This is a genomic window from Pleurocapsa sp. PCC 7319, assembly GCF_000332195.1.
Classification (GTDB): domain Bacteria; phylum Cyanobacteriota; class Cyanobacteriia; order Cyanobacteriales; family Xenococcaceae; genus Waterburya.
In genome coordinates this window covers 1,442,098-1,466,517 of sequence record NZ_KB235922.1, presented here as the reverse complement: position 1 = coordinate 1,466,517, position 24,420 = coordinate 1,442,098, and the positions used below count along the sequence as shown (strand labels likewise).

Annotated in this window: 16 protein-coding genes; 8 read left to right on the top strand and 8 right to left on the bottom strand. The window is 39.9% G+C overall.

All coding sequences use genetic code 11. The features are described from left to right. The first annotated feature begins 13 nt into the window (after window positions 1-13). Window positions 14-3,910, top strand: a complete 3,897-nt coding sequence (locus PLEUR7319_RS39995) for a CHAT domain-containing protein (protein WP_019505193.1) — start codon at window positions 14-16, stop codon at window positions 3,908-3,910. A 335-nt stretch (window positions 3,911-4,245) separates the two neighbouring features. Then, complete coding sequence (locus PLEUR7319_RS0110545) at window positions 4,246-6,375, top strand: transglycosylase SLT domain-containing protein (protein WP_019505192.1); 2,130 nt, start codon at window positions 4,246-4,248, stop codon at window positions 6,373-6,375. Between the two features lie 191 nt (window positions 6,376-6,566). Here PLEUR7319_RS0110545 and PLEUR7319_RS0110540 read toward each other — a convergent pair whose 3' ends face one another. After that, on the bottom strand, window positions 6,567-7,202 hold the full coding sequence (locus PLEUR7319_RS0110540) for a response regulator transcription factor (RefSeq protein WP_019505191.1): 636 nt from the start codon (window positions 7,200-7,202) through the stop codon (window positions 6,567-6,569). Further along, window positions 7,199-8,371 (bottom strand): sensor histidine kinase, encoded by a 1,173-nt coding sequence (locus PLEUR7319_RS0110535; protein ID WP_019505190.1) that lies wholly within the window; start codon window positions 8,369-8,371, stop codon window positions 7,199-7,201. The genes PLEUR7319_RS0110540 and PLEUR7319_RS0110535 overlap by 4 nt, the downstream gene beginning before the upstream one ends. Window positions 8,372-8,535: 164 nt before the next feature. Here PLEUR7319_RS0110535 and PLEUR7319_RS0110530 point away from each other — a divergent pair, with 164 nt between their 5' ends. The 3 genes from PLEUR7319_RS0110530 to PLEUR7319_RS0110520 all read left to right on the top strand — a co-directional run bounded on the left by PLEUR7319_RS0110530 (window position 8,536) and on the right by PLEUR7319_RS0110520 (window position 10,742). Next, window positions 8,536-9,312 carry a hypothetical protein gene (locus tag PLEUR7319_RS0110530; RefSeq protein WP_019505189.1) on the top strand — a complete coding sequence of 259 codons (777 nt, stop codon included), beginning with the start codon at window positions 8,536-8,538 and terminating at the stop codon, window positions 9,310-9,312. 92 nt (window positions 9,313-9,404) lie between these two features. Then, the gene (locus PLEUR7319_RS0110525; RefSeq protein ID WP_019505188.1) at window positions 9,405-9,860 is read left to right on the top strand and encodes a DUF2141 domain-containing protein; all 456 of its coding nucleotides are present in this window, start codon (window positions 9,405-9,407) and stop codon (window positions 9,858-9,860) included. A 162-nt stretch (window positions 9,861-10,022) separates the two neighbouring features. Next, window positions 10,023-10,742, top strand: coding sequence for a superoxide dismutase (locus PLEUR7319_RS0110520; protein ID WP_019505187.1), 720 nt, complete (start codon window positions 10,023-10,025; stop codon window positions 10,740-10,742). A gap of 25 nt (window positions 10,743-10,767) precedes the next feature. Here PLEUR7319_RS0110520 and PLEUR7319_RS0110515 read toward each other — a convergent pair whose 3' ends face one another. Both PLEUR7319_RS0110515 and PLEUR7319_RS0110510 read right to left on the bottom strand, forming a co-directional pair. Further along, complete coding sequence (locus tag PLEUR7319_RS0110515; protein ID WP_019505186.1) at window positions 10,768-12,114, bottom strand: Mur ligase family protein; 1,347 nt, start codon at window positions 12,112-12,114, stop codon at window positions 10,768-10,770. Between the two features lie 604 nt (window positions 12,115-12,718). Then, window positions 12,719-13,405: an MBL fold metallo-hydrolase gene (locus PLEUR7319_RS0110510; protein WP_019505185.1), complete on the bottom strand. Its 687-nt coding sequence runs from the start codon at window positions 13,403-13,405 to the stop codon at window positions 12,719-12,721. Between the two features lie 235 nt (window positions 13,406-13,640). Here PLEUR7319_RS0110510 and PLEUR7319_RS0110505 point away from each other — a divergent pair, with 235 nt between their 5' ends. Next, entirely contained in the window at window positions 13,641-15,194 is a 1,554-nt protein-coding gene (locus PLEUR7319_RS0110505) for a B12-binding domain-containing radical SAM protein (RefSeq protein WP_019505184.1), read from the top strand. Here PLEUR7319_RS0110505 and PLEUR7319_RS0110500 read toward each other — a convergent pair. Next, window positions 15,187-16,251, bottom strand: a complete 1,065-nt coding sequence (locus PLEUR7319_RS0110500; protein ID WP_019505183.1) for an ABC transporter ATP-binding protein — start codon at window positions 16,249-16,251, stop codon at window positions 15,187-15,189. The genes PLEUR7319_RS0110505 and PLEUR7319_RS0110500 overlap by 8 nt on opposite strands. 92 nt (window positions 16,252-16,343) lie before the next feature. Between PLEUR7319_RS0110500 and panB the strand changes: the two genes are divergently transcribed. Then, window positions 16,344-17,123 (top strand): 3-methyl-2-oxobutanoate hydroxymethyltransferase, encoded by a 780-nt coding sequence (gene panB, locus PLEUR7319_RS0110495; RefSeq protein ID WP_019505182.1) that lies wholly within the window; start codon window positions 16,344-16,346, stop codon window positions 17,121-17,123. Window positions 17,124-17,539: 416 nt separating this feature from the next. On the opposite strand, the gene PLEUR7319_RS0110490 is transcribed toward panB, so the two are convergent. Next, window positions 17,540-19,189, bottom strand: coding sequence for a mechanosensitive ion channel (locus tag PLEUR7319_RS0110490; protein WP_019505181.1), 1,650 nt, complete (start codon window positions 19,187-19,189; stop codon window positions 17,540-17,542). A gap of 345 nt (window positions 19,190-19,534) precedes the next feature. Between PLEUR7319_RS0110490 and PLEUR7319_RS0110485 the strand changes: the two genes are divergently transcribed. After that, a complete protein-coding gene (locus PLEUR7319_RS0110485; protein WP_019505180.1) occupies window positions 19,535-19,996 on the top strand; it encodes an SRPBCC family protein in 462 nt (153 codons plus the stop codon). A gap of 361 nt (window positions 19,997-20,357) precedes the next feature. On the opposite strand, the gene recJ is transcribed toward PLEUR7319_RS0110485, so the two are convergent. Both recJ and PLEUR7319_RS0110470 read right to left on the bottom strand, forming a co-directional pair. Then, entirely contained in the window at window positions 20,358-22,694 is a 2,337-nt protein-coding gene (gene recJ, locus PLEUR7319_RS0110480) for a single-stranded-DNA-specific exonuclease RecJ (protein WP_019505179.1), read from the bottom strand. A gap of 687 nt (window positions 22,695-23,381) precedes the next feature. Beyond that, window positions 23,382-24,404 (bottom strand): DMT family transporter, encoded by a 1,023-nt coding sequence (locus PLEUR7319_RS0110470; protein WP_019505177.1) that lies wholly within the window; start codon window positions 24,402-24,404, stop codon window positions 23,382-23,384. Between the last annotated feature and the right edge of the window lie 16 nt (window positions 24,405-24,420).

Below are 24,420 nucleotides of genomic sequence, written 5' to 3'. Positions count from 1 at the left end.
GCAAGATATAAATATGAAATTATTTCAATTACCAATCAAAATAGCTTTAGTACTTACCTGGTTATTAATAGCTACTAATCCAGTCCGTTCTCAATCAGGAAATATGTCCGATATCACAGGACCCAATCCTGGAGAAATGCCTCCTAATGAGGAGACAACTACCGATAATGGTGGAGATGCCACTGCCGATGATGGTGGGGATGCCACTGCCGATGATGGTGGGGATGCCACTGCCGATGATGGTGGGGATACCACTGCCGATGATGGTGGAGATGCCACTGCCGATAATGGTGGGGATACCACTGCCGATAATGGTGGGGATGCCACTGTCGATAATGGTGGAGATGCCACTGCCGATGATGGTGGGGATGCCACTGCCGATAATGGTGGGGATACCACTGCCGATAATGGTGGGGATACCACTGCCGATGATGGTGGGGATACCACTGCCGATAATGGTGGAGATGCCACTGTCGATAATGGTGGGGATGCCACTGCCGACAATGGTGGAGATGCCACTGTCGATAATGGTGGGGATGCCACTGTCGATAATGGTGGGGATGCCACTGCCGATAATGGTGGGGATGCCACTGTCGATAATGGTGGGGATGCCACTGTCGATAATGGTGGGGATCCGAGCGAAACTATTGTAGAAGAGGTAATATCAGGCGATGGTACTGATGCTGGTGATGTAACTACTGATAACGACAATACTGATGCTACCGATTCTGGTGATATAACTACTGACGGAGATACCACCGCTACCGACGGGGACACCACCGCTACTGACGGAGATACCACCGCTACCGACGGGGATACCACCGCTACCGACGGAGATACCACCGCTACTGACGGGGATACCACCGCTACCGACGGGGATACCACCGCTACTGACGGGGATACCACCGCTACTGACGGGGATACCACCGCTACTGACGGGGACACCACCGCTACCGACGGAGATACCACCGCTACTGACGGGGACACCACCGCTACCGACGGAGATACCACTCCCGAAACCGACGTCACTGCTACCGAGGGCGAGACAGCTCCCGAAACTGACATCACTGCTACCGAGGGCGAGACAGCTCCCGAAACTGACATCACTGCTACCGAGGGCGAAACCACTCCCGAAACTGACGTCACTGCTACCGAAGGCGAGACAGCTCCCGAAACTGACGTCACTGCCACCGAGGGCGAGACCACTCCCGAAACCGACGTCACTGCTACCGAAGGCGAGACAGCTCCCGAAACTGACGTCACTGCCACCGAGGGCGAGACAGCTCCCGAAACTGACGTCACTGCTACCGAGGGCGAGACAGCTCCCGAAACTGACGTCACTGCTACCGAGGGCGAGACAGCTCCCGAAACTGACGTCACTGCTACCGAGAGCGAGACAGCTCCCGAAACTGACGTCACTGCTACCGAGGGCGAGACAGCTCCCGAAACTGACGTCACTGCCACCGAAGGCGAGACAGCTCCCGAAACTGACGTCACTGCTACCGAAGGCGAGACAGCTCCCGAAACTGACGTCACTGCCACCGAGGGCGAGACAGCTCCCGAAACTGACGTCACTGCCACCGAGGGCGAGACAGCTCCCGAAACTGACGTCACTGCCACCGAGGGCGAGACAGCTCCCGAAACCGACGTCACTGCCACCGAGGGCGAGACAGCTCCCGAAACTGACGTCACTGCTACCGAAGGGGACACCACTCCCGAAACTGACGTCACTGCCACCGAAGGCGAGACAGCTCCCGAAACTGACGTCACTGCCACCGAAGGCGAGACAGCTCCCGAAACTGACGTCACTACTACCGAGGGCGATACGACAACTGAAGGGCAAAGCACTTCAGGAGTTACTTTGCAAGAAAATACGGCAGGTGATCCAGGAATAACCTCAGAAGGTAATGCGATCGCTGATGAGGTAGGTGAAACTTCCAATCCTAATATAGATTCAGAACCTGAATCTGTAGTCGAGACAGGCGACAATTTTGATAACGAAACTGGAAATTCTTCGGTTACGGATGATTCTACAGAACAGAATGTAGAAGTTTCGGATGGAGTAGATTCACAACAAGTACAAGCAGAATCGGAAATTGTGGATGGAGAAACTGAAAATTCAGTAGGTCAACAAACCAATGCGGATGATGGAGAAGGAGATGATATAGCGGATACACAAGATACTCAGGAAACTGAAACATCAAGAACTCAAGATGAAATTGCTGAAGAATCAGAACCAACAAATACAAGTACTTCCCAAGAAACGGAAGAAGAAGTAACACGAGAGGAAGTAACTAATACAGCCGAAGAAGAGGTAGCTGAAGAAGCAGTCGCCAAAGAAGAAACAGTAACTGAAGAAGAAACAGTAACTGAAGAAGAAACAGTAACTGAAGAAGAAACAGTAACTGAAGAAGAGGTAGTAGCTGAAGAAGAAGCAGTGACTAAAAAAGAGGCAACTGAAGAGGAGACTGCTGAAGAAGAAACTGCTGAAGAAGAAACTGCTGAAGAAGAAACTGCTGAAGAAGAAACTGCTGAAGAAAATACACAGCCAGATTTTGGACAAGTAGATCGTATTACTTATGAAACCGTATTTCAAGAATCTCCAGCTGATACGGCAATACTAATGCAAGAGGAATATCAACTAACTCAATTAATGAATTCTTCTGGACTACAATTGTATGGAGACGTGCCTTCCGTCAAAGAAATTTCTCAAAGGCTAGCTGAATTATCGGAACAAACCGGCAAAAAGCCAGCATTTATTAATATTTCTCTACAAGAGAATCAACTGGAATCATTCGTTGTTCTACCTGATGAAACTACTGCCACTGCTGAGACTCCTACCGTTGCCTCGGCCAATCTTAATGGTATAGATTCCCCTAAACCTCAGGCTCTAACACTGCGTAAAACAATCAAAGAAACATCTCGTAAAGATTTGGTTGCTACGTCAACTAAGTTTCGCCAAGAAGTGAGTAATCCGGGCAAGTTAGATCAAGCTAGCTATATGAATTCGGCTCAGGAACTTTATCAGCTATTGATCAAACCAATTGAAGCAGAATTACAAGCCCAAGATATTGATATTTTGGTTTTTTCAATGGATTCGGGATTACGTTTATTACCCGTAGCCGCACTCCACGATGGGGAACAATTCTTAATCGAGAAATATGCAGTAGCTTTAGTACCGAGTTTTGGTTTAACCGACACTCGTTATGTAAGTCTCGATCAAAGTCCTATTTTAGCCATGGGGGCTTCGGAGTTTCAAGAACAACCAGCTTTACCTGCTATGCCCGTTGAATTGGAAACAATTGTGCGTAATCCTCGTCAAGGAGAGGCATTTATTAATGAGCAGTTTACTATTTCTAACTTTATTGCACAGAATAGTCGTAGTACTCCTTTCCCAATCATCCACTTGGGTACTCATGCACAGTTTAAAGCCGGTGATTTAAGTGATTCTTATATTCAGTTTTATGATGACAAATTGAAAATACCTCAATTGCAGGAGTTATCCAGTCAGCTAGGATGGAGTAGTGATGATACTCCAGTAGAATTATTAGTATTGAGTGCTTGTGAAACTGCTCTGGGTGATGAAAAAGCAGAACTGGGTTTTGCAGGATTAGCGGTACAAGCAGGTGTAAAGTCTGCACTAGCAAGCTTGTGGTATGTTAGCGACCTAGGAACATTGGCCTTAATGGGTGAATTTTATGACCAACTGGGCAGTACTTTGGTTAAAGCTGAAGCATTACGCCAGACTCAATTAGCAATGTTGCAAGGCAACGTAAAAGTTAATGATGGTCAAGTTAATTTATCCAATGGAGAAAATTTAGCCCTGCCTGATAATTTCCCCGGCGGAACTTTGGGGCTTTCTCACCCTTACTTCTGGTCTTCATTTACTTTGATTGGTAATTGGAATTAATGTAATTAATTTAATTACACTCAACATTATTTAGTATTAGGCGATCGCAATTTTGAGATTTTCATCCTAGATAGCGATTGCTTTTTTATTGATAATAATCATAGTGTGATCGAAAAAAAACACAATAAAAATAATACAATGGCTATTATGATATTTACTCCTTAATTTGAGTATTTAAATTGCCGTTGTAAGTATATATGCCAATCAATCGTAAATTAATAATAATTTTTTAGTTATTATTATTCGATTTTTTGATGTCAGTAAAAGATTTGATTTTGGGAATAATAATGGTTAGTCTTTTCCTTCACCTTTACCGTTGATCAACTAATATTAATATGTGGAAATCATCAAATTACAAAACTTTTCTATTAATTAGTCTAGGATTAGTATCAACAGTTATTTTAGGTTCCTTATCTTTAATAATTAAACAAAAAAGAATAGCCAAAATTCAGTCTCCCCTCCCACATCAAGAACATCTTTTTTCTGCTCAGCCAGTAGTAGACCTGAATCAATCTTCAGATAGTAACCGCAATAGTTTTCTCTTGGCAGCAGATTTAATTGATCGTCAACAAGGACAAGAAGCTTTAGCTAAATTGCAAGGTTTAGAAGGAGAATATCCTTTATTAGCTGCATATGTTTTGTTAGCCAAAGGAAAAGCATATCAATTAGAACAAAATAATAGTGAGGCCGAAACAGCTTGGCAAAAAATAGTAACTCAATATTCTGATTCCCCTGCTGCTGCTGAAGCTTTATATTTATTGGGTCAATCTAATCCTGATTACTGGCAAAAAGCGATCGCTAAGTTTCCTGCTCATCCACTGACTCATCAGATAATTCGCCAGGAACTAAGTCAAAATGCCGATCAACCTCAACTGATGAAAATTTTGACCAAATACACTCCAGATGACGAAGGCGTAGCTCAGATGAGAGACCGTCTGGTTAATGAATACGCCAGCCAGTTAACTCCAGGTGATTGGGAGGCGATCGCCGATGGCTATTGGTTAAAGTGGGACTATGGCAAAGCAGGAAAAGCCTATGCCAAATCCCCTCTCACAGCTCGTAATCTCTATCGGGCTGGTCGAGGTCATCATCTTGGTAACAGCAAAACTAAAGCCAAACAATATTATCTTCAATTACTACAACAATTTCCTGATGCCGAAGACACTGGATTAGGTTTACGTCGTTTGGCATCCATAGTCAACAAAAAAGAGGGAGTGAAATATCTTGACTTAGCAATCCAAAAATTTCCTCAACAAGCACCTCAGGCTTTATTAGAAAAGGCAAAAATATTAGATGCTCTCAAAAGCCCTGTTTCGGCTACTCAAGCTCGTCAAACAGTTCTCACTAACTACAAAAATTCTGATGCTGCTGCTGAATATCGCTGGAGTGTTGCTAGTAAAAAAGCCAAATCAGGAGATCTGATTGCAGCTTGGCAATGGGCACAACCGATTGTAGTTGATAATCACGAAAGTAAAATTGCCCCAAAAGCAGGTTTTTGGATTGCTAAATGGGCAGAAAAACTAAATCGACCCGAAGATGCAAGTACTGCCTATAAGTCAGTACTGGCTCGTTTCCCTAGATCATATTATGCTTGGCGATCGGCGGTAGCTTTAGGTTGGGATGTAGGAGATTTTACTACCGTTCGTTACCAGATACCACAAGTCGTTAAAAGCACTCGAATTAATCCTCCTGGAGGTTCAGAAACGTTTCAAGAGCTTTATCAACTGGGATTCGAGCAAGAAGCCTGGGCACAATTTCAGACAGAAATAAGCGATCGCCCTCTGGGCGGTGGCAGAGCCAATCGCACTGAGTTGAGCATTGCTGACGAATTTACTTATGGTTTATTAAAGCTCTATCAAGGAAAAAATCTCCGAGGAATCAATCAAATTTGGTATCTTGAAGATCGAAATCAACCAGAGGATAAACTGCAATGGCAACAGTTAAGACAAACCCCTGAATATTGGCAAGCTCTTTATCCTTTTCCATTTGAACAAACTATTCTTAAGTGGTCTAAACAGCGTCAGCTTAACCCCTTGTTAGTTACTTCTCTGATTCGGCAAGAATCCCGTTTTGAACCAGAAATTGAATCTTCTGCGGGGGCATTAGGTTTAATGCAGGTTATTCCCCCTACGGCAAAAACCTCAGCCAAAAATATCGGTCTATCCAGCTATTCTCTGACCAATCCAGAAGATAACGTTAATATTGGCACTTATTATCTCGACTTTACCCATAAAAAATATGGCAACAACTCCATGCTGGCGGTTGCTAGTTATAATGCAGGTCCTAATGCTGTAGCCAAATGGGTATCTCGTTATGGCTTACAAGATGCTGATGAATTTGTAGAAAAAATCCCTTATCGTGAAACTAAAGGATATGTAGAATCAGTATTTGAAAATTATTGGAACTATATGCTGGTTTATAATCCAGAAGTAGGAAAATTATTTAAGCAGATGAGTACTCAGTAAACGGGTGAACGAAAAAAGGCGTGGGAATTAAACAATCTTAATCACTTTGAGTAAAGAGTAATGAGTAACGGCACAAAGCTATTCGTTACTTGTTACTTGTTACTTGTTACTTGTTACTTGTTACTTAAACAACGCGAAAATAAAGTTTTGCCACCGTAAATTTCGCTTACCCTCAGTAGACGGCAGCCAGCTTAAACCAGTAAATATCGCTGTGCCAAGAGAGCAGCAGCAACGCGATCTCGCAGTGACAATTTGCTTAAAATTTGGGTAATGTAGTTTTTAATCGTACCGATACTGAGATGCAAGGTTTGGGCGATTTCTTGATTGTTTTTTCCTTGTCCTACTAGCCTTAAGATTTCTAATTCTCGTGGACTGAGTTGGTTGAGGACATCGGTTGATTTGGGATCGGCTGGTTTAAGATTGGCAAAAATTCTAGGAGCGATCGCCGAACTCAATTGAGAATATCCTTGAGCGACAGCACGGATCGCGATCGCCATCTGTTCAGAAGACTTGCGCTTAAGAATATAGCCCATTGCTCCAGCCTGTAAAGATTGCCAGACATATTCGTCATCTTCAAAGGTAGTCAAAATGAGAATTCGCATCCATGGATAACGTTGATGAATCTCGCGAGTAGCACTTACGCCATCACAGATAGGCATACGCACATCCATTAAAATTACATCAGGCTGTAGCTGTTCGCTTAAAGCGATCGCTTCTCGACCATTCCTAGCTTGTCCCACTACTTCTAAATCCTCTTCTGTGGCTAATAAAGTAGCTAAACCCTGACGGAAAATATCTTGGTCATCTACCAGTAATAAACTAATCATCGTGGAATTATCACTAAAATTTTCGTTCCTCGATTTGGTAAGCTGCTAATGCTTAATTTGCCACCCAAACCTTGCACTCGTTCTGTCATTCCCTTTAAACCCGAACCAAAAGTAGATGCAGTCAAATCAAAACCAGTGCCATTATCTTCTAATTGTAAAATAATCTCTTTGGCGGTGAATTTGCTTTGAAAGTCAATGCAAGAAGCGCGGGCGTGTTTCTGAATGTTAATCAATCCTTCTTTAACCACGCAGTAAATTTGATGACTAATGGCAATTGGTAACTGAGGTAAGTTAATCTCCCAATGAATTTGTACAGATTGATCGCTCCTAATTTTCTCCATGAGATTCTTTAAGGCACGATCAAGATCAAAATTAGAATCTCGCATGGTTTTTACTGCATGACTGACATCCTCGATACACTGGCTAGAAAGCATTTTAGCCGTATCTATAGCTTGAAAAGCTTTTTGAAGATTGCGATCGCGTAATTTTTGAGCTACAGCTAATTGAATATCTAAATTAGTCAAAGTATGCCCTAAAGAATCATGTATATCGCGAGCAATACGAGTGCGTTCTAAATCTGCTGCCAAAGTTTCTACCTGTTCGGCTAATGCTTCTGCTCTTTTACGGCTTTTGTATTCGGCACAAACTACCGAGCTAAATGAAATTACAAAAACACTGACTGCAAGATAAATACCCAAAGAGTGTATAAAAATTGTACTTAAATTATGAGAATTAAAACCAAAAGGCGGTTGAAAATCTACAGCTTGATTTAATTCTTGTAATTCTTGAATTTCAGAGACACAATCACTAATAATCCAAACAATTCCCGCGATCGCAGTAATCAGATAAGTTCTTATTTCACCAATTAAAAAAAAGCTTTTGGCAATATAGAGATAGAGTACTAAATCTAAACTGACACCTACGAAATTAGCACAGACCATTAATAGGATTGCTGATAATACATAGATTTGCCTCACTATTAAAGGTCGATCTAGAGGCAATATCCAGCTTAAAACTAGAAAAATTCCGTAAAAAGCCAAGCATAACCCCAAATTATTCTTGCCACTACTGATTCCCATCACCATATGAACTGCAAGAAACAGCCATTCTACGTAACGTAATTTCCCGAAGATTGAGGATAGTGAATTCGCCACTGCATTAGTAAACATTGATGGGTTTGGATCATACAATCTACCAATACCTTAAGACAGATAAAGGGTTTGGAGAGCATGACTCTGGTCATGTTTTTTTGTGACTGAAGGGAATTGGAAAACAAAAATCATAAAGATACTCTCTGAGGTATAGAGATTAATCGTGTTCGAGATTATTAGCAATGAATCCCATAATCAAAAATATTTCTCAACTGACATTTGTTATAGCTGCAATTTTGATAGTCAATGAAATCCTAACTACTCAAGCTGCTACCAAAAAATCCAATTTAGATAGTCTATGTAACAAGTTTCCCCTTAATTCCCGCTGTGAAGATTACGATTATTCTCTGACCGAACTAGAACAGACAAAATTAGAAGAAGATTATGATTATTCTCTAGCCGAACCAGAACAGAAGATATTAGAAATTGAGAGAGAAAGTCTCTGTACCAAATTCCCCCAAAATTCTAACTGTTTAGAAGAGCCACTCCAGGTTCTCAAGGTTCAACTCAATCGCTCGGGTGAAAATGACGAATGGATTCGGATGGAAAAACAGGACAATACTATCAAAATTTTACATACAACACGTGTTAAAAATGATTTGACTTCAGGAATTTTGGATGGTGCTTTAGGTTTTGTTCCTGTTCCTTTACCATTTATCGAATTAAACAACTATAATTGGAAAGATCATCAAGTAACTTCAGTTACCTTCCAACCTGATGGCTGTCAATCAGATATTTGCACAGTTACAGGAATTGATACGTTAATTTTGCCAGAAGGAACAGATCTTTATGCTGGACTGTTAACAGTCAATTATCAAGAAGGAGAATTAGGACGAGCAGTTACTTTACGAGTACCTACCGATGTAGAAAAAGAAACTGTAACTACTGTTACTATTTCTACTCCCGATCCCGATGCTTGGGTGCAACAACAGAGAACAAAATCTAGTTTCAGTAATTAGCAGGGTGATTATTTTATTTTTAAATAAAACAATCACCTATTTAATTTAACTACTTCATTAACAAAGGAATAATTAATAAGGAATAATTAATTATGAAACGATGGTCGGCTAGTCTACTGCTGCTAACTATAGGAGGATATTTATGCTTTCCGCCACAAGTTCACAGTAGTATTGCCAATAGTATTATGAAAGTGCAAATTGAAGGCTTGAAAGAAACAAAAGGACAGATTTGCTTTAGCCTTTTTGCCAGTAACAAAGGATTTCCCGATAGTAGCGACAATACCTTACAAGCAAAATGTATTTCTGTTCAAGAGCGATCGCCAACATTAATAATTGAAGATTTACATCTTGGTACTTATGCCCTAGCTGTATTCCACGATCTTAATGGAGATGGCGAACTAAATCGTAATTTTTTGGGCATTCCCAAGGAAGGATTTGGTTTTTCTCAAAACCCAGAAATTAAAACAAGTTCTCCCAGTTTTGGAGATTCCGCAGTATTAGTTACGGGTGCAGAAACTAATTTACAAGTACAACTACGCTATTTCTAGGTCTACAAGTATCTTGACTTTCTAGATTATTAGCTATAGATAGTTGAAGTTTAGATTTTAGAAACATTTTCTTGTTCAAAGCTTCATAAATTCTTGTTTAAAGCTACATTACGCTCGTTATAAGTATCTATAAAATGTAATTTTAAAGTAGTTTGATTCTATATGAACTCTAATCGTCGTAAATTCCTATTTCTTTTAGGGTCTGGAAGTATCGTCGCTCTTTTCGGAAAATTCGGTGATATCGCTTTGGCAGAAGATGACCTTCAAGGTCCTTTCGAATTACCACCTTTACCTTACGATTATGATGCTCTTGAACCCTACATTGATGCTGAAACAATGAAATTTCATCATGATAAGCATCATGCCGGTTATACCAAGAATTTTAATAAAGCAGTTAGCCAATATCCAGAATTAGCCAGTAAATCTCCTGAAGATATATTACGAACAATTGAGAGTGTACCCCAAGATGTTGCCACTACGGTTCGTAATAATGGTGGTGGTTATGTCAACCATAAAATGTTCTGGGAAATTATGAGTCCTGATGGTGGTGGAGAACCTACGGGAGCGATCGCCGAAGCAATTGCAGCTTCTTTTGGTAGTTTTGCAGCATTTAAAGAACAATTCAGCGAGGCTGGTAGTAAACAGTTTGGTAGCGGTTGGGCTTGGCTGGTTTTAGATCCAGACCAGCAGCTAAAGGTAATCATGACTCCTAATCAAGACAGTCCTCTGATGGAGGGCATGTACCCTGTCATGGGACTTGATGTTTGGGAACACGCCTACTATTTGAACTATCGTAACGAACGGGGTAAATATATCGAGAATTGGTGGAATGTTGTTAACTGGGATGAGGTAAATAGACGTTATCAACAGGCGATCGCTTAGATAAGATTTCAATTAAAGAGTTTAATTAGAGAATTTTGCGTCCGACAAGAATTTCTCTAACTTCTAACATCGCCGAATAAGTAGGAATAATATGCAAAGTTTCTGTTTCTGGAGTGAATTCTAAAGCAGCATTAATCGCCTGTTGCAGATCCTCTTTAACTACCAGTTTGAAATTAGTTCTCTCAGTTGCAATTTCTTCAGAACTATAGGTTAATCGTAATGCCATATCGTAAGTGCGATCGCCACTGACAACTAAAGTTCCTCCTAGCTTAACTAATTCTTCTGTATCCACATCCCAAATCCAAGAAACATCAGTACCATCAGGAATACGATCATTTAATACTAATAGAGTTACATTTGATTTTCCTGTCTTCTTAATATTATTTACTGCTCTAATAGTTTCATTCATACCTACAGGGTTTTTGGACAATAAAATCCGCACTTGTTTATTGTCAATTTCTAATTCTTCGGCACGACCAAATGCGGCTTTAAAGTTTTTGATGGTACTAAAAATATCATTAGTTTCAATGCCAATTTCTTGAGCCAACAAGCTTGCCGATAACGTATTGTATTTGTTGTAAACACCGATGAGAATTTGAGGATATTCTTGGCTATCTAATGATGTTTTACTTTTAGTAAAACCACAGCTCGGACATTGATAATCCCCTAAATGAGATAAATAAACTCCCTGATAATCTAAAAGGTGTCCACAACGAGGACAATAAATTGAATCGACGGCATGGGGTATTTCCTCAAGATACAATTCTGGTTCATTTAGTCCAAAATAGAGAACTTTTTGAGGAAGCTGTTGTCCGAGGCTAGAAAGAGTGGGATCGTCAGCATTCAAAATAATCGTTGTGTCTTTTGGTAATGGTGCGATCGCCTTAGCCCAACGTTGAGCAATCGTATCGACTTCTCCGTATCTATCTAATTGATCGCGAAATAAATTGAGAGCTAGAATATACTTCGGCTGACAGTCTTTTAATAGCAACGGTAAGATATTCTCATCTACTTCCAGGATGGCAAAGTCGGCAGAGAGTTTACCTGTGATGTCTGTACTATTTAAGAGGGCTGTAATCAAGCCATTGATAAGATTAGCACCACTGGAGTTATGCACCACTTGAAAACCAGAATCAGCTAAAATTTGTTTTAACAACAAAGAAGTTGTGGTTTTACCATTTGTCCCCACTACCAAAATCACACCATTACTTACTTGTTCAAATAAGAGTGGTAGCAATTTAGGGTGAAGACGACGAGATATTTCTCCTGGTAATACTGAAGCTGCGCCCAAACGCAGTGACCTAACTATCCCCGTAACAGTTTTTGCCACTCCTACAGCCAAACCTAAACGAATTTTATCTAATAGTTGCATCGTATATTGTTGAGCAGAACATATAGCCGTACAAAGTTACGTTAGGACAAGTTTATTTGATTGCTCGTAAGTAATGAGTAACGAGTAACGAGTAATGAGTGTCCTAATAAAACTTCGTATTGCTATATATCTTGATAACCTATTTTGTCTGGTTTTGCAGAGTAAATTAGCTAAGCTTAAATATCTATAACACGCTTGATTTGAATTAATAATGCTTAATTCTGAACTATCTTGTTGTTAATTTATCTTTCAAAACTATATTTATCTCTGGGGGAACTTTCCCCCAGACCCCCAGTTGGGGAAGTGACGGCTTCCCCAAACCCCTTCGTAACTAAAGTTTAGTCAAAATATCTACTTTGCTAGCTAATTCGTACTTGAAATGACGAGTTTAATTCACGTAAGAGGTATAACAAGTACAGATATAAGGAGTTTAGAAATTAGTTATTGGCGTTATGTGCTGAGATTGACTTAATTCGTATTCTACACTTGGCGTAGATATAGCAATACGGACTTACATTAGGACACTCATTACTCGTTACTCGTTACTCGTTACTTGTTACTTACGAGCAATCAAATAAACTTGTCCTAATACAACTTTGTACGGCTATACTTTGCCACAGCCTTGATTAGCAGGTACGGCTTCCATCATTTTTCGGGGATAGGAGAGATCTAAGTTACTCATTAACTCAATAAAACTTTGGCGATCGCGTGCTTTAAAGCGAGGATTCAAATGTTTTTCTTCACCGATAGTAGATACAGTTCGACCATGATAATCATGAGCAGGATAGACCAGAATATGATCGGCTAAAGTAAATAATCTGTTCGTTACCGAATCATAGAGCTGACCAGCATCTCCATTTTGGAAATCGGTACGCCCACAGCCACGAATTAGAAGGGCATCACCAGTCAAGACTCTGTCTTGATTAACTAGATAAGCCATATGGCTATCCGTATGTCCTTTAGTTTCAATAGCTTGGATTTCAATATTACCCAGTTTAATTATTTCTCGATCTTGAATAAAACTATCAGCGCAGTTAACAGCAGCATTTGTAGGGACAATTCCCTCACAGCCTGTTAATTGGCGTAATTTATCCGTACCAGTAATATGATCGGCATGAATATGGGTTTCTAAACAGAATTTGAGAGTGAGATTTAGTTCTTCTAGCAACTTAAGCTCATGTTCTACTTGTTCTAAAACTGAGTCAACCAAAATAGCTGTTTTAGTGTCAGGATCGGCAATCAAATAACTATATGTACTAGATTCACGATCAAATAGCTGCCTAAATATCATATAAGCCTCAATGAATAATCATAGTTTTGTTTGAAGATATTAAATTGCCTTGTAATTAATCTATGTATTATGAACTACCATTTTCAAATAATGTATTACCAAAAAAAATCAGTAACGTCAATCAACTAGCCAAAAAAACAGTTTAGAGAGAACTACATAAACGTTTAACAATATTTGCCTTAGTGAACAGGATAAGCTTAGATAGCTTTAATTTGTTATTTGAGGCAACACATATATGCGGGCTTTATTGTTATATCCTATATTTCCCCAAAGTTTCTGGTCATTTGAGAAAACTCTAGCGTTGTTGAACTGTAAAGCTCTGATGCCACCCTTGGGTTTAATTACTGTAGCGGCCATCTTGCCTCAAGAGTGGGAATTCAGACTAGTTGATCATAATATTAGAGAAATTACTGATTCGGATTGGGATTGGGCTGAGTTAGTAATTATTTCCGGTATGATTGTCCAGAAAGATGATCTCTTAGCGCAAGTAGCAACGGCTAAACGCAAGGGGAAATTAGTAGCTGTTGGTGGTCCTTATGCCACTACTTCTCCTCAAGAGGTACAAGCAGCTAATGCTGATTTCTTAGTTTTAGACGAGGGAGAAATAACCTTACCAATGTTTGTAGCTGCTCTTGAGCGTGGCGATCGCCAAGGCCTTTTTCGAGCAACAGAAAAACCAGCCGTCACAGAAACGCCTATTCCCCGTTACGATCTTTTGGAGCTTGATGCCTATGATAATATGTCGGTGCAGTTTTCTCGTGGCTGTCCATTCCAATGTGAATTTTGTGACATCATTGTCCTTTATGGACGTAAACCTCGGACTAAAACTCCGCAACAACTATTAGCAGAATTAGACTGTATCTACGATTTAGGTTGGCGTGGTGCAGTATTTATGGTGGATGATAATTTTATTGGCAATAAGCGCAACGTTAAATTATTGCTTAAAGAATTAAAGGTTTGGATGGCAGAAAAAAAATATCCTTTTGGTATAACCACAGAAGCGTCGGTAGATTTAGCCCAAGATGATGAGTTACTTAAACTGATGGTGGAATGTAACTTCAAAAAAGTCTTTTTAGGAATCGAGACTCCAGACCAAGATAGCTTAACTCTGACTAGTAAATTCCAGAACACTCGCGATCCTCTGACTGAGTCCATTGATAAAATTACCAAGGCTGGTATGCAGGTTATGGCTGGGTTTATCATCGGCTTTGATGGAGAGAAACCCCAAGCTGGCGATCGCATAGTGCAGTTTGTGGAACAAACCGAAATTCCCCTGGCAATGTTTAGTATGCTCCAAGCATTACCCAGTACGGCTCTTTGGCATCGGTTAGAAAAAGAAGGTAGATTGCTCAACTCAGGAGCAAATATTAATCAGACGACCTTGATGAACTTTGTTCCTACCAGAGCAATTGAAGACATTGCGACTGAATATGTCAATGCCTTTTGGAAACTGTACGATCCAGCAAATTATCTAGATCGAATTTTTCGCTATTACATGAAGTTAGGTGATGCCAAGAATGCTAAATCCCTCAGACCAAGTTGGAAGACAATTAGGGCATTATGCTTAATCTTGACCAAACAAGGTATTCTTGCTGAGACTCGTGGGCTATTTTGGCGTAATCTGATTCGAGTAATACTAAAAAAACCACGTCAAATTGAAATTTATCTAACTCTTTGTGCTTATTTAGAACACTTTACTGAATATCGTCAGATCGTCAGAGAGCAAATTACTACTCAGCTTGCCAATTATATGGCTTCTCGACCTAAAGAGAAGAGTATGATCAGTTAAGGCGATCGCCTGAATCAATATCAAACCAATGAATTTTATCGGGCTTTATTGCCAAGGGAATTGTTTTATTTTCCCACTGCTTATCGCCTGGTAACAATGCTCTAATGGTTATCTCAGAGTTTTGAAGTTTAACACTGACCAAGTTGTCTTTACCCAACTGCTCAACCAAATATACTTGACCCATAATACTTGGCTCTTCTTCTGAATGAGCAAGATGGACATCTTCAGGTCGAATACCAAAGACAACCTGAGTAAGTTGTTTTCCCAAATTAGAGATATCAAGCTTATGTCTGCCTAAAATTGCCTGATTATCTTCGCATTGTAGAGTTAATAAATTCATTTGGGGGCTTCCAACAAAGCTGGCAACAAACTCATTAGCCGGATGAGAATAGATGCGGCTGGGAGGATCTAATTGCTGGATTAACCCCTGATTTAAGACCGCCACCTTGGTTGAAAGAGTCATAGCCTCAGTTTGATCGTGAGTCACATAGACTACGGGTTTATTTTGGTCTTTAAATAGCTGTTTTAACTGAGCTCTTACTTGTTCCCGCAACAGAGCATCCAAATTACTTAAGGGCTCATCTAATAAAAATACTTCTGGATCACGCACTAACGCCCTAGCCAGAGCTACTCTCTGTCTTTGCCCCCCAGACATCTGACCTGGCTTGCGATTAAGTAAACTAGTCAACTCTAGTTTGTGAGCTGCATCATTAACTCGGCGTTTAATCTCGTCCTGAGGCATTTTGCGTAGTTTAAGAGCCGTGGCAATATTTTCTCCGGCAGTCATGTGAGGATAGAGAGCATAGCTTTGAAATACCATTGCCATATTGCGATCGCCTGGAGCAGCATTATTGAGATTTTCATCACCAATAAACACCTGCCCTTTAGTAGGAGGCTCTAAACCTGCAATTAGGCGTAGTAAGGTAGATTTTCCACATCCCGAAGGACCCAATAAAGTTAGAAATTCACCATCATTAACTTCTAAAGAGATATCTTTGACAGGAATTACATCTGGACGATATTTCTTTTGCAGATTTTGTAATTTTAGTTGTGCCATGTTCTAATAGATCACTCAATAACTCTTTTTTTTAGCTTTTACAATAGGAATATAAACAATAAGAGTTTAGTTTATATTCAGCTCAGATCCTAATGGCAATCACAATACAGCAGTTAGCTCAATTTAAACAGTCAAAAAAAACTATTATTTCTCTGACTGCCTGGGATTATAGTCTGGCGCAAGTACTAGATGCAGCAGGAGTAGACATAATCTTGGTGGGAGATTCCTTAGCAATGGTAGGTTTAGGTTACTCAAGTACCTTGCCCGTTACCTTGGATGAAATGATTCATCATGCCAAAGCTGTCTGTAAGGGCGTCAAACACGCCCTAGTTGTCTGTGACTTACCCTTTATGAGCTATCAGGCTAGCGTAACTCAAGCAATGAATGCAGCGGGAAGGGTTCTCAAAGAAACCAATGCTGCTGCCGTTAAGTTAGAAGGAGGACATCCCCGTGTACTGGAAACTGTTGCCGAATTAACCGCTATTGGTATTCCAGTAATGGCTCATGTAGGTTTAACTCCTCAATCATTTCGGATTTTGGGCTACAAGCAACAGGGCAAAACTGTCAATGAAGCTAATTTAATTCTCGACCAGGCGATCGCCCTGGCTCAAGCAGGAGCATTTGCCATTGTTTTAGAACATATTCCTAGTGAGCTAGCTGCCACGATTACGACTAAAATTCCCATCCCTACCATAGGTATTGGTGCTGGAAATCAATGTGATGGTCAGGTATTGGTAACAGCAGATTTCTTGGGGTTATCTAGGAGAAAACCTCCTTTTGCTAAATCTTACGTCAACTTAAGAGAAGTTATCACTCAAGCTGTAGATGACTTTAGAGAAGAAGTACAAGAACAGAAATTTCCAGCATCTTAATGTTCTTAATTTAAGGAGCTTTGCTCCTATAGCATTACGTATTTAGGTTAGGACACTTTTTGAAACTGATACTTGCTACTTGCCCTTCGGGAGGTGCCCTAAAGGACTTCCTTCGGTCGCGCATTCCCTTGCCCAGATAACGCTCCTGGGTAAACGCCGTAGGTCGACGCGGTGAAGCAGTGCGGTCTTGGGGGTTTCCCCCATGAGCAACTGCTGAATCCTTTAGGGGGTCGCACCTCTACTTGCTACTTACAAGCCTGCAAATTTGCTTGTCCTAACATAACTTTGTACAGCTATAGCTATCAGCTATCAGCACTAAAAAATAAAAAACTTCCAGTACTGATTAGTTGACTGGAAGCTTTAGTATGTTCAGTTGTTTAAGAGAGTTTGTTTCTCTGGTCTAATTTCCTTGAGACTTATTTTCCTTTGAATGAATTGACCCAAGACCTTAACTCTTCTTTGGCAACTTCTCGACCACCTAATCCAAAAGCCAGAGCGATCGCCACGGCAATTCCACCGAGAATCAAGCCAAAAGCTAGGTTAACGATGTTCGGTGCAATACCCATACGATTAAGCGCCATCGCTCCCACTAAGGTAATAATCGCAATGCGGGCAGATTGAGCTAATAAACGGGACTGAGAGGTACCAGAAGATAAAATTAGGTTGAAAGCTAAATTTGCTAGGTATAGACCAATAGCAAACACTATGATCCCGATTAAAACTTGACCCGCGATCGCTAAGATAATTCTAAAGACATCTTCTAAGGCAGGAATACCCAAGATATCTACAGCCGTCAGAGTAGCAACTAACATAATGCCCACTAAAGCGAGCAATCCAACTAACTCCGAGGGGGTTTTAGAACCAACTGTAGGTTGAGTTTGGATCATTGTAGGCTGTTCTGTACCCATACCCAATTCAATTGGCTCACCTAAAGGTGGCGTGCTTGGAGGTGTAACTCCAGTATCAGTTGCAGTTGAGATTCCTAGCCATTGCAACAAGTTGTTAAAGCCAATATTAGTCAGAATATTAGTGATAAATTCAGATACAAATTGCCCCGCAACATAGAAGAATGCTAAAACAACCCCCGCAGCAAAAATTTTAGGCATCAAGTCTAGGACCTGATTCAGCATATCTGTCGCCGGTTCAGAAATTGCACTGATTTGCAGCTGTTCTAAAGCAGAAATTATACCTGGAATTAGAATTAGTACAAATACTACTGTGCCAATAATTGAAGATAAAGACTGTTTCCCTGCTCCACCAGAAAATCCAATTTTGCGACCAATATTGTCTACTCCAGTAGCAGCTAGTAGGTTGCTTACAATGCGTCTCACAATATTGGCAATAAACCAGAATACAGCTCCTATAATTATTGCACCTAAAATATTGGGTAACATTGCCAGAACTTCATCCAGCATATTTTGGATTGGCTGAAGAGTTCCGTTGAGTTGTAGTGCGCTGAGAACTGCTGGTAAAAATAGCAGAAAAATAAACCAATATAGCGCATTACCTAGAGTATCAGTTAAGGAAAAATCAGCAGAACTTGCGGTATCCAGACCCAAACGCTGCTCAATATTTAAAGCCCCTAAACCTCTGGTAACTATAGTCTTGACTATTGTAGCTACTACCCAAGCAATACCTAATAAAGCTGCTGCTTTAAGAATTAGTGGCAAAGACCCTGTTATCTGTGATAGTAGTGTTCTGATAGGATCTGAGACAGCATCAAGTTGAAGAGCCTCTAAAAACGCTACTACTGCAAACAAAATGATCAGCCAATAAAACAAAGTAGCAATCCAATTTTCAATTGGAATGGAGTCTCCTCCTCTTTGTCCAGAGACGGCAGCTGCTATACGGTTATCAATATCAGTACTGCTAAGTAACTTTTTAATGATTCCTTTGACTATCGATGCCACAATTACACCCAAAATCAGGATGACAATTGCCTTGAGTACACCTAATGCTGAAGAACCCAAATTACCATTAATCAGATTAGATATCTGATTACCACCTCCAGCTTGTGCTAAGAGTAAAGGATCAAGTGACGAAATATTACTAAGTATCTGTGTCATGTTCTTTAGTCTTAATTCATCTAGTTATTTCCGCCATAAATACTAGCGGCAAATCATATAGATGTCTTGTTATTTTCACAAGCAAATATATTTTTCTGCGATAATTATGCCAAATTAAATCCAGATTGCTTAAAAAGTTAATCTTCTTAGCTCTTTTTACGCCTATTTGCCTAGTTAAAACTTAACAATTTCTTGTTTGTTAAAACACAATCATTGATTACCTTCTAGAAATGGCTGAATGTTTCACTTTTAATTTAACGTTAAAAAAATATTAATTTCGTGTTGTTAGGGATTATTAACTTTGTAGTTCATTTTTTCATTTACTTTTAATTTGCGATAAATTTTATGCCATCGTCTCAAGTTTTTGAACAATCCATTAGTATCAAAGCTAGTTCTGTGATCGTCGAAGAATGTTTGACTAATTTAAAATTAATGCATCTTTGGCTAAATCCGATGTTGAAATGTGAGCCAATTGGGAAGTGGAATACCAATTTAGGAGGTCTCAGCCGTTTTACAATTAAGATTCCTGTACTGCAACCAAGTCTTAGAAGTGTTGTCGTTGAAAGAGAGCCTGGTCTTATTGTCTGGGAATTTGATGGTTTCTTCCAAGGACGCGATCGCTGGGAATGTCAACCTATGGCTGAGGGGACTTTTTTGCTCAATCGTTTTGAATTTAAGATTCCCAATCCAGTTGTGAGCTGGGGGTTCAATACTTTTGCTGCTGGTTTAACTAAAAGAGATATGCAAGCTCAATTACGACGACTAAAAAAGGTAGCAGAGCAAACTTACCGTGATACCGATCAGTAATCAGTAACCAGTAACCAGTAACGGGTGAACGAAAAAAGGTGTGAGAGTTAAATAATAGAGACGCTTTAAGTAACGAGTAAAAATTGACTCCTCACCGCCCTAAAGAGTCGGTGATTCTGGTTTTTAGTTTTTAGTTTTGTCTTACGAAGTTTGCTCAAGCGGGGGAACCCCGCCACCGCAACTTCGCGCTAGTTTTTAGTTCAAATTGACTACTAATTACTAATTACTAATTACTAAAAGAAGTCTTCCTAGAAGAAAGAGGCTTTAAACCCAGAACGATGGTAACGAGTAACGGCAATTAAAATTTTTGCTACCGTAAATTTCGCTCACCCATCAGTAACCAGTAATCAGTAATCAGTAATCAGTAATCAGTAATCAAAAGTTGTCGATTGATTGTAGATAGAGGAACCTTGTAAAAGTATTGTTGTTGAAAATGTTCTTCTTTGATTGCCAAAAGAAAATAATTAATCTGAGACTGCAAACCTACACTAATATTATTTTCTTGCCAAGAAAACTGATATAAATCATCTTGAAATTTATATTTGAATCCCGCTTTTTCCAAAGCTTGTAATCCCAGCATAAATGTATGATCGCTTAGATTTAATTTTTCTTGTATTCGTGATTTAGTAACTTTTTGTTGAGTGCGACTTAAGTATTTAGCAATACCAATTAATTGTCGCCAAATTGCTATTACTTCATCTATGAGCTCAGGGGTGTAAGCCAGAACTAGAGAGCGATCGCAGTTTGTCGCCTGAAGATATTTTTGGCGGATGTCGCCCCAATCAGCAGGGCATTGTTGCAAGATATTGACTTGTGATAAAGGAATTTCTAAATTGTCTAGGTTTTGTGGCGTAGAACGTCGATCTATTAATAAATTTGTCTGTTCTATATTGGAGTTTAACCAAGAACTTTCAGACATTAACCGTACTGCTATTAATCTCAGTTCGTACCTTTTATGAAAAGTATTAAAATCCAATTCGGCGATCGCCTCACATTTTCCGGTTATGGGAATTTCATCTTTATAGTGTCCCCACCAAAGACCAGGAAATCCTTCATTACTTGAATCATCCCAAATATTAAAAGTAGTCCTGATATATTGAACTTTTTTTCCTTGTCTATCTTGAATATTTTTGTTCCAAACGTTCTTAAACCAGCAGTTTTGAATCAGTAATTTGGGAATTGGATTGCCCATTCCATAGGGTTCAAGTAGCCTCAATTCTTCAAATAAATCATGACCCAACTCTGCTACCGTCACTACCAAATCAGCATCAATCTGGGGTACCATTTCAGCAAAAGCAACCTTTTGTCTGAGTTGCTGATTAATCCCTTCTCTAAACAAATTTAGATTAGCCAAAGGTAAACTCAGCCCCGCAGCAAAAGGATGTCCACCAAAGCGGTGAAGTAAATCTGCTTGTGACTTAACCAATCGATAGAGATCAATGCCATTAACAGATCTTGCCGATCCCCTAGCCATTACTTTTTCGGAATTATCACCCCCACCAGTACTTAATAACACCGTAGGACGACCATACTCTTGGGCAATTTGTCCCGCAGCCAAACCTAAAACACCTCCTTGCCACTGAGGATCTTCCAGGACAATAACCGAGGTAGTAGATAAATCTAGCTGCTGTAATTTTTTCTGGACTTGTTTGATGGTGTCTTTCTGTAAAGACTTACGACGGGTATTAGCTAATTCAGCCTCTTCTGCCAACTGGCTGCAATGTTGTACATCTCGACTAGTAAGTAACTCGACACAGAAACTAGCATCACCATGGATGCGGCTGACAGCATTGATTCTTGGTCCTAAACCAAAGGAAATATCAGTAGGGCGATCGCCATTGCGACGACATAAATCCAGTAATTTGGCTACTCCGGGACGGGTCATAGTAGTAGGCTTAACCTGTTTTTGCAATTGCTTAATACCAACCTGCGCCAAATAACGACAGTCGCCTTTTAATTCCACCAAATCAGCAATTAAACCGATAGCAACTAAGTCCAATAAATTCTCGATTGGCTGTTGCGGAACATCGGGTAAAGTTTCGTAAAGTGCTTCAACTAATTTATAAGCTACTGCTACCCCGGAGAGATTATAGAGAGGATGTTCTGGTTCCAAATAACGAGGATTAATAATTGCGGTTACTTCAGGACGAGATTCAGGTAGAGTGTGATGATCAGTAACAATAATATCGATACCCAACTCCTGAGCATATTTAATTTCCTCCAAGTTGGTGCTGCCCGTGTCACAAGTAACAATTAACTTAGTTCCCTTTTCAGCTAACCTAGCTATGCCAGGATTATTTAGTCCATGGGATTCCGTTAAGCGATTGGGAATATAATAATCTAGCTGTAAATGCTGCGAAAAAAACTGCCCCAATCCATCCCACAATACACTCGTAGAAGTAATCCCATCCGCATCAAAATCGCCCCAAATTGTAACTTTTTCAGTGCGATCGCGAGCCTGTTGTAAACGCGACACTGCCCATTCCATTTCCAAACCAAAGGCGATCGCACTAGCAGGCTGATATAAGTTTGGGTTTAGAAATCCTGGTAATTCTTTTAAATCTTGAATTCCCCTTTGCCAGAGTAATTGAGCGCAATATTTTGCATCGCAGCCAATAATACTGGCAACTCCTTCAATAAATTCCAAGGGTACGTCTGATGCAGATACAATTTGCCACTTAGCTTGGGGAGTATTCATTTATTGATTACCAGCCATATAATTCTTAATTGAGTAATGAGTCAGAAGTAATGAGTAATAAATAATTACCTACTAACTTAAGCTTGCCGTAAGTGAGAAATTTTTAACCGAGAAGCATTACCTAAATTCCTATTTCCCTAACTCCCCACATCTTGTCTAATCAATCAAAACTTCTCTGGTTTAATACAAGTCTTTAAACACTGCATAAACTCTAGCCTCAGACATATTTTAGTTCAGATAACTATTTATTGATGGAGTTGAGTCAATGAGCTGGTTAATTGCATTAATAGTAACTGGTATTGCCAGGTACTTGACAATCAAACTTACTGAAGAGATCGAATCTATGTCTGCAGGTTTAGTAGCTTGTCTTGGTATATTCGTAAGCGTATTTTTGGCTCCTCTGTTACTCAAGTTAGCTATACTAGCTATTTTACTTATATTTCCCAAAATAAACTTAGTTTAGCTAGTTTTTACTTTTTACTTCTTACCTAAACCCCGTCCACATTGAAAACTGGAGTTTTGCTGGTTAAATAAAGTTTGAGTTAGAAGAATCAAGAACAACTTTTTACTTGCTACTTGTTACTTGTTACTTTCTCGAACAGTTACATTAAAAACTACAGGTTTCAACAGCGTGGTTGGATATGCTGAACTAAATTCAGCATCCCCCACGCTCAAACTAGATGCGGTTTAAATACCCTTAAACCCAACTTGGTCGTCCATTTGCCCCATGCAAATCTTACTCTTATCCAGTAATTTATTTTGACGCGCTATTCCGACTTGGTTAAAAATAATCCCGATAATGATAACTGTGCCTCCGATGTAGTGTGCTACTGTAGGAACCTCTCCCAAGATAAGAAATGCAGCTATGATACCAGCAATAGGACTGATAGAATTTGCTAAAGCTACATCCGCAGCATTAGTAGTTTTTAAACCTTTCAACCAAGCTACTTGACCACCAACAACAATCACTGCTCCATAAAGTATCATCCATTGCCAGACTATAGGTGTAGTTACATCCATAAAATGTCCAATGCCATATAACTTTATTGCTAAGACAAAAAAGATTACAGTTCCGAACGCAGTACGAAAGATAGTAAATATGCCTAAGGGAATTTGATCTAATCTATTTTTACTAATAACAGTTGATATAGCCAAAGCGATCGCGCCAATGGCAGTCATTAATTCTCCTTTACCAATGCTAAAACCTCCGCCCATATTAATGGCACTGCTATCTGTTGGTTGCAGCACAATGGTTAGAATGACTCCCACAAAGGCTAAAATTGCCCCAATTACAATCCAGCTATTTACTCTCTCCCGCAAAATCAAGACTGATAGAGCTAAAGTGAGGGGAGGTTCAATCCTGCTAATCAGCACCACATTGTTTACTGCCGTCTGTTCCAAAGCGAAAAAAATAAAGGCTGGTGCTAATGCCCCCGCTAAAATAGCGACTACAATTAAACTAATCCAATCCGCAGCAGAAAGCCTATTTAAGGCTCTGGGACTCCATTCTTTGCCATAAATAGCAATTAGAGCCAATAAGGCGCAGATATTCCCAACAAACAGAACATTACAAAAGGAAATGGGATTTCTGCCATCGATTAAATTATCTGCCCCTAATTCTGTTAATCTGCGAGTTACTGAATTGGAAGCAGCAAAAATTAAAACAGCTATTAGTAAATAGCCACGTCCAGGTATCTTATTAAGTAGCATTATTATGCCTTAGTGA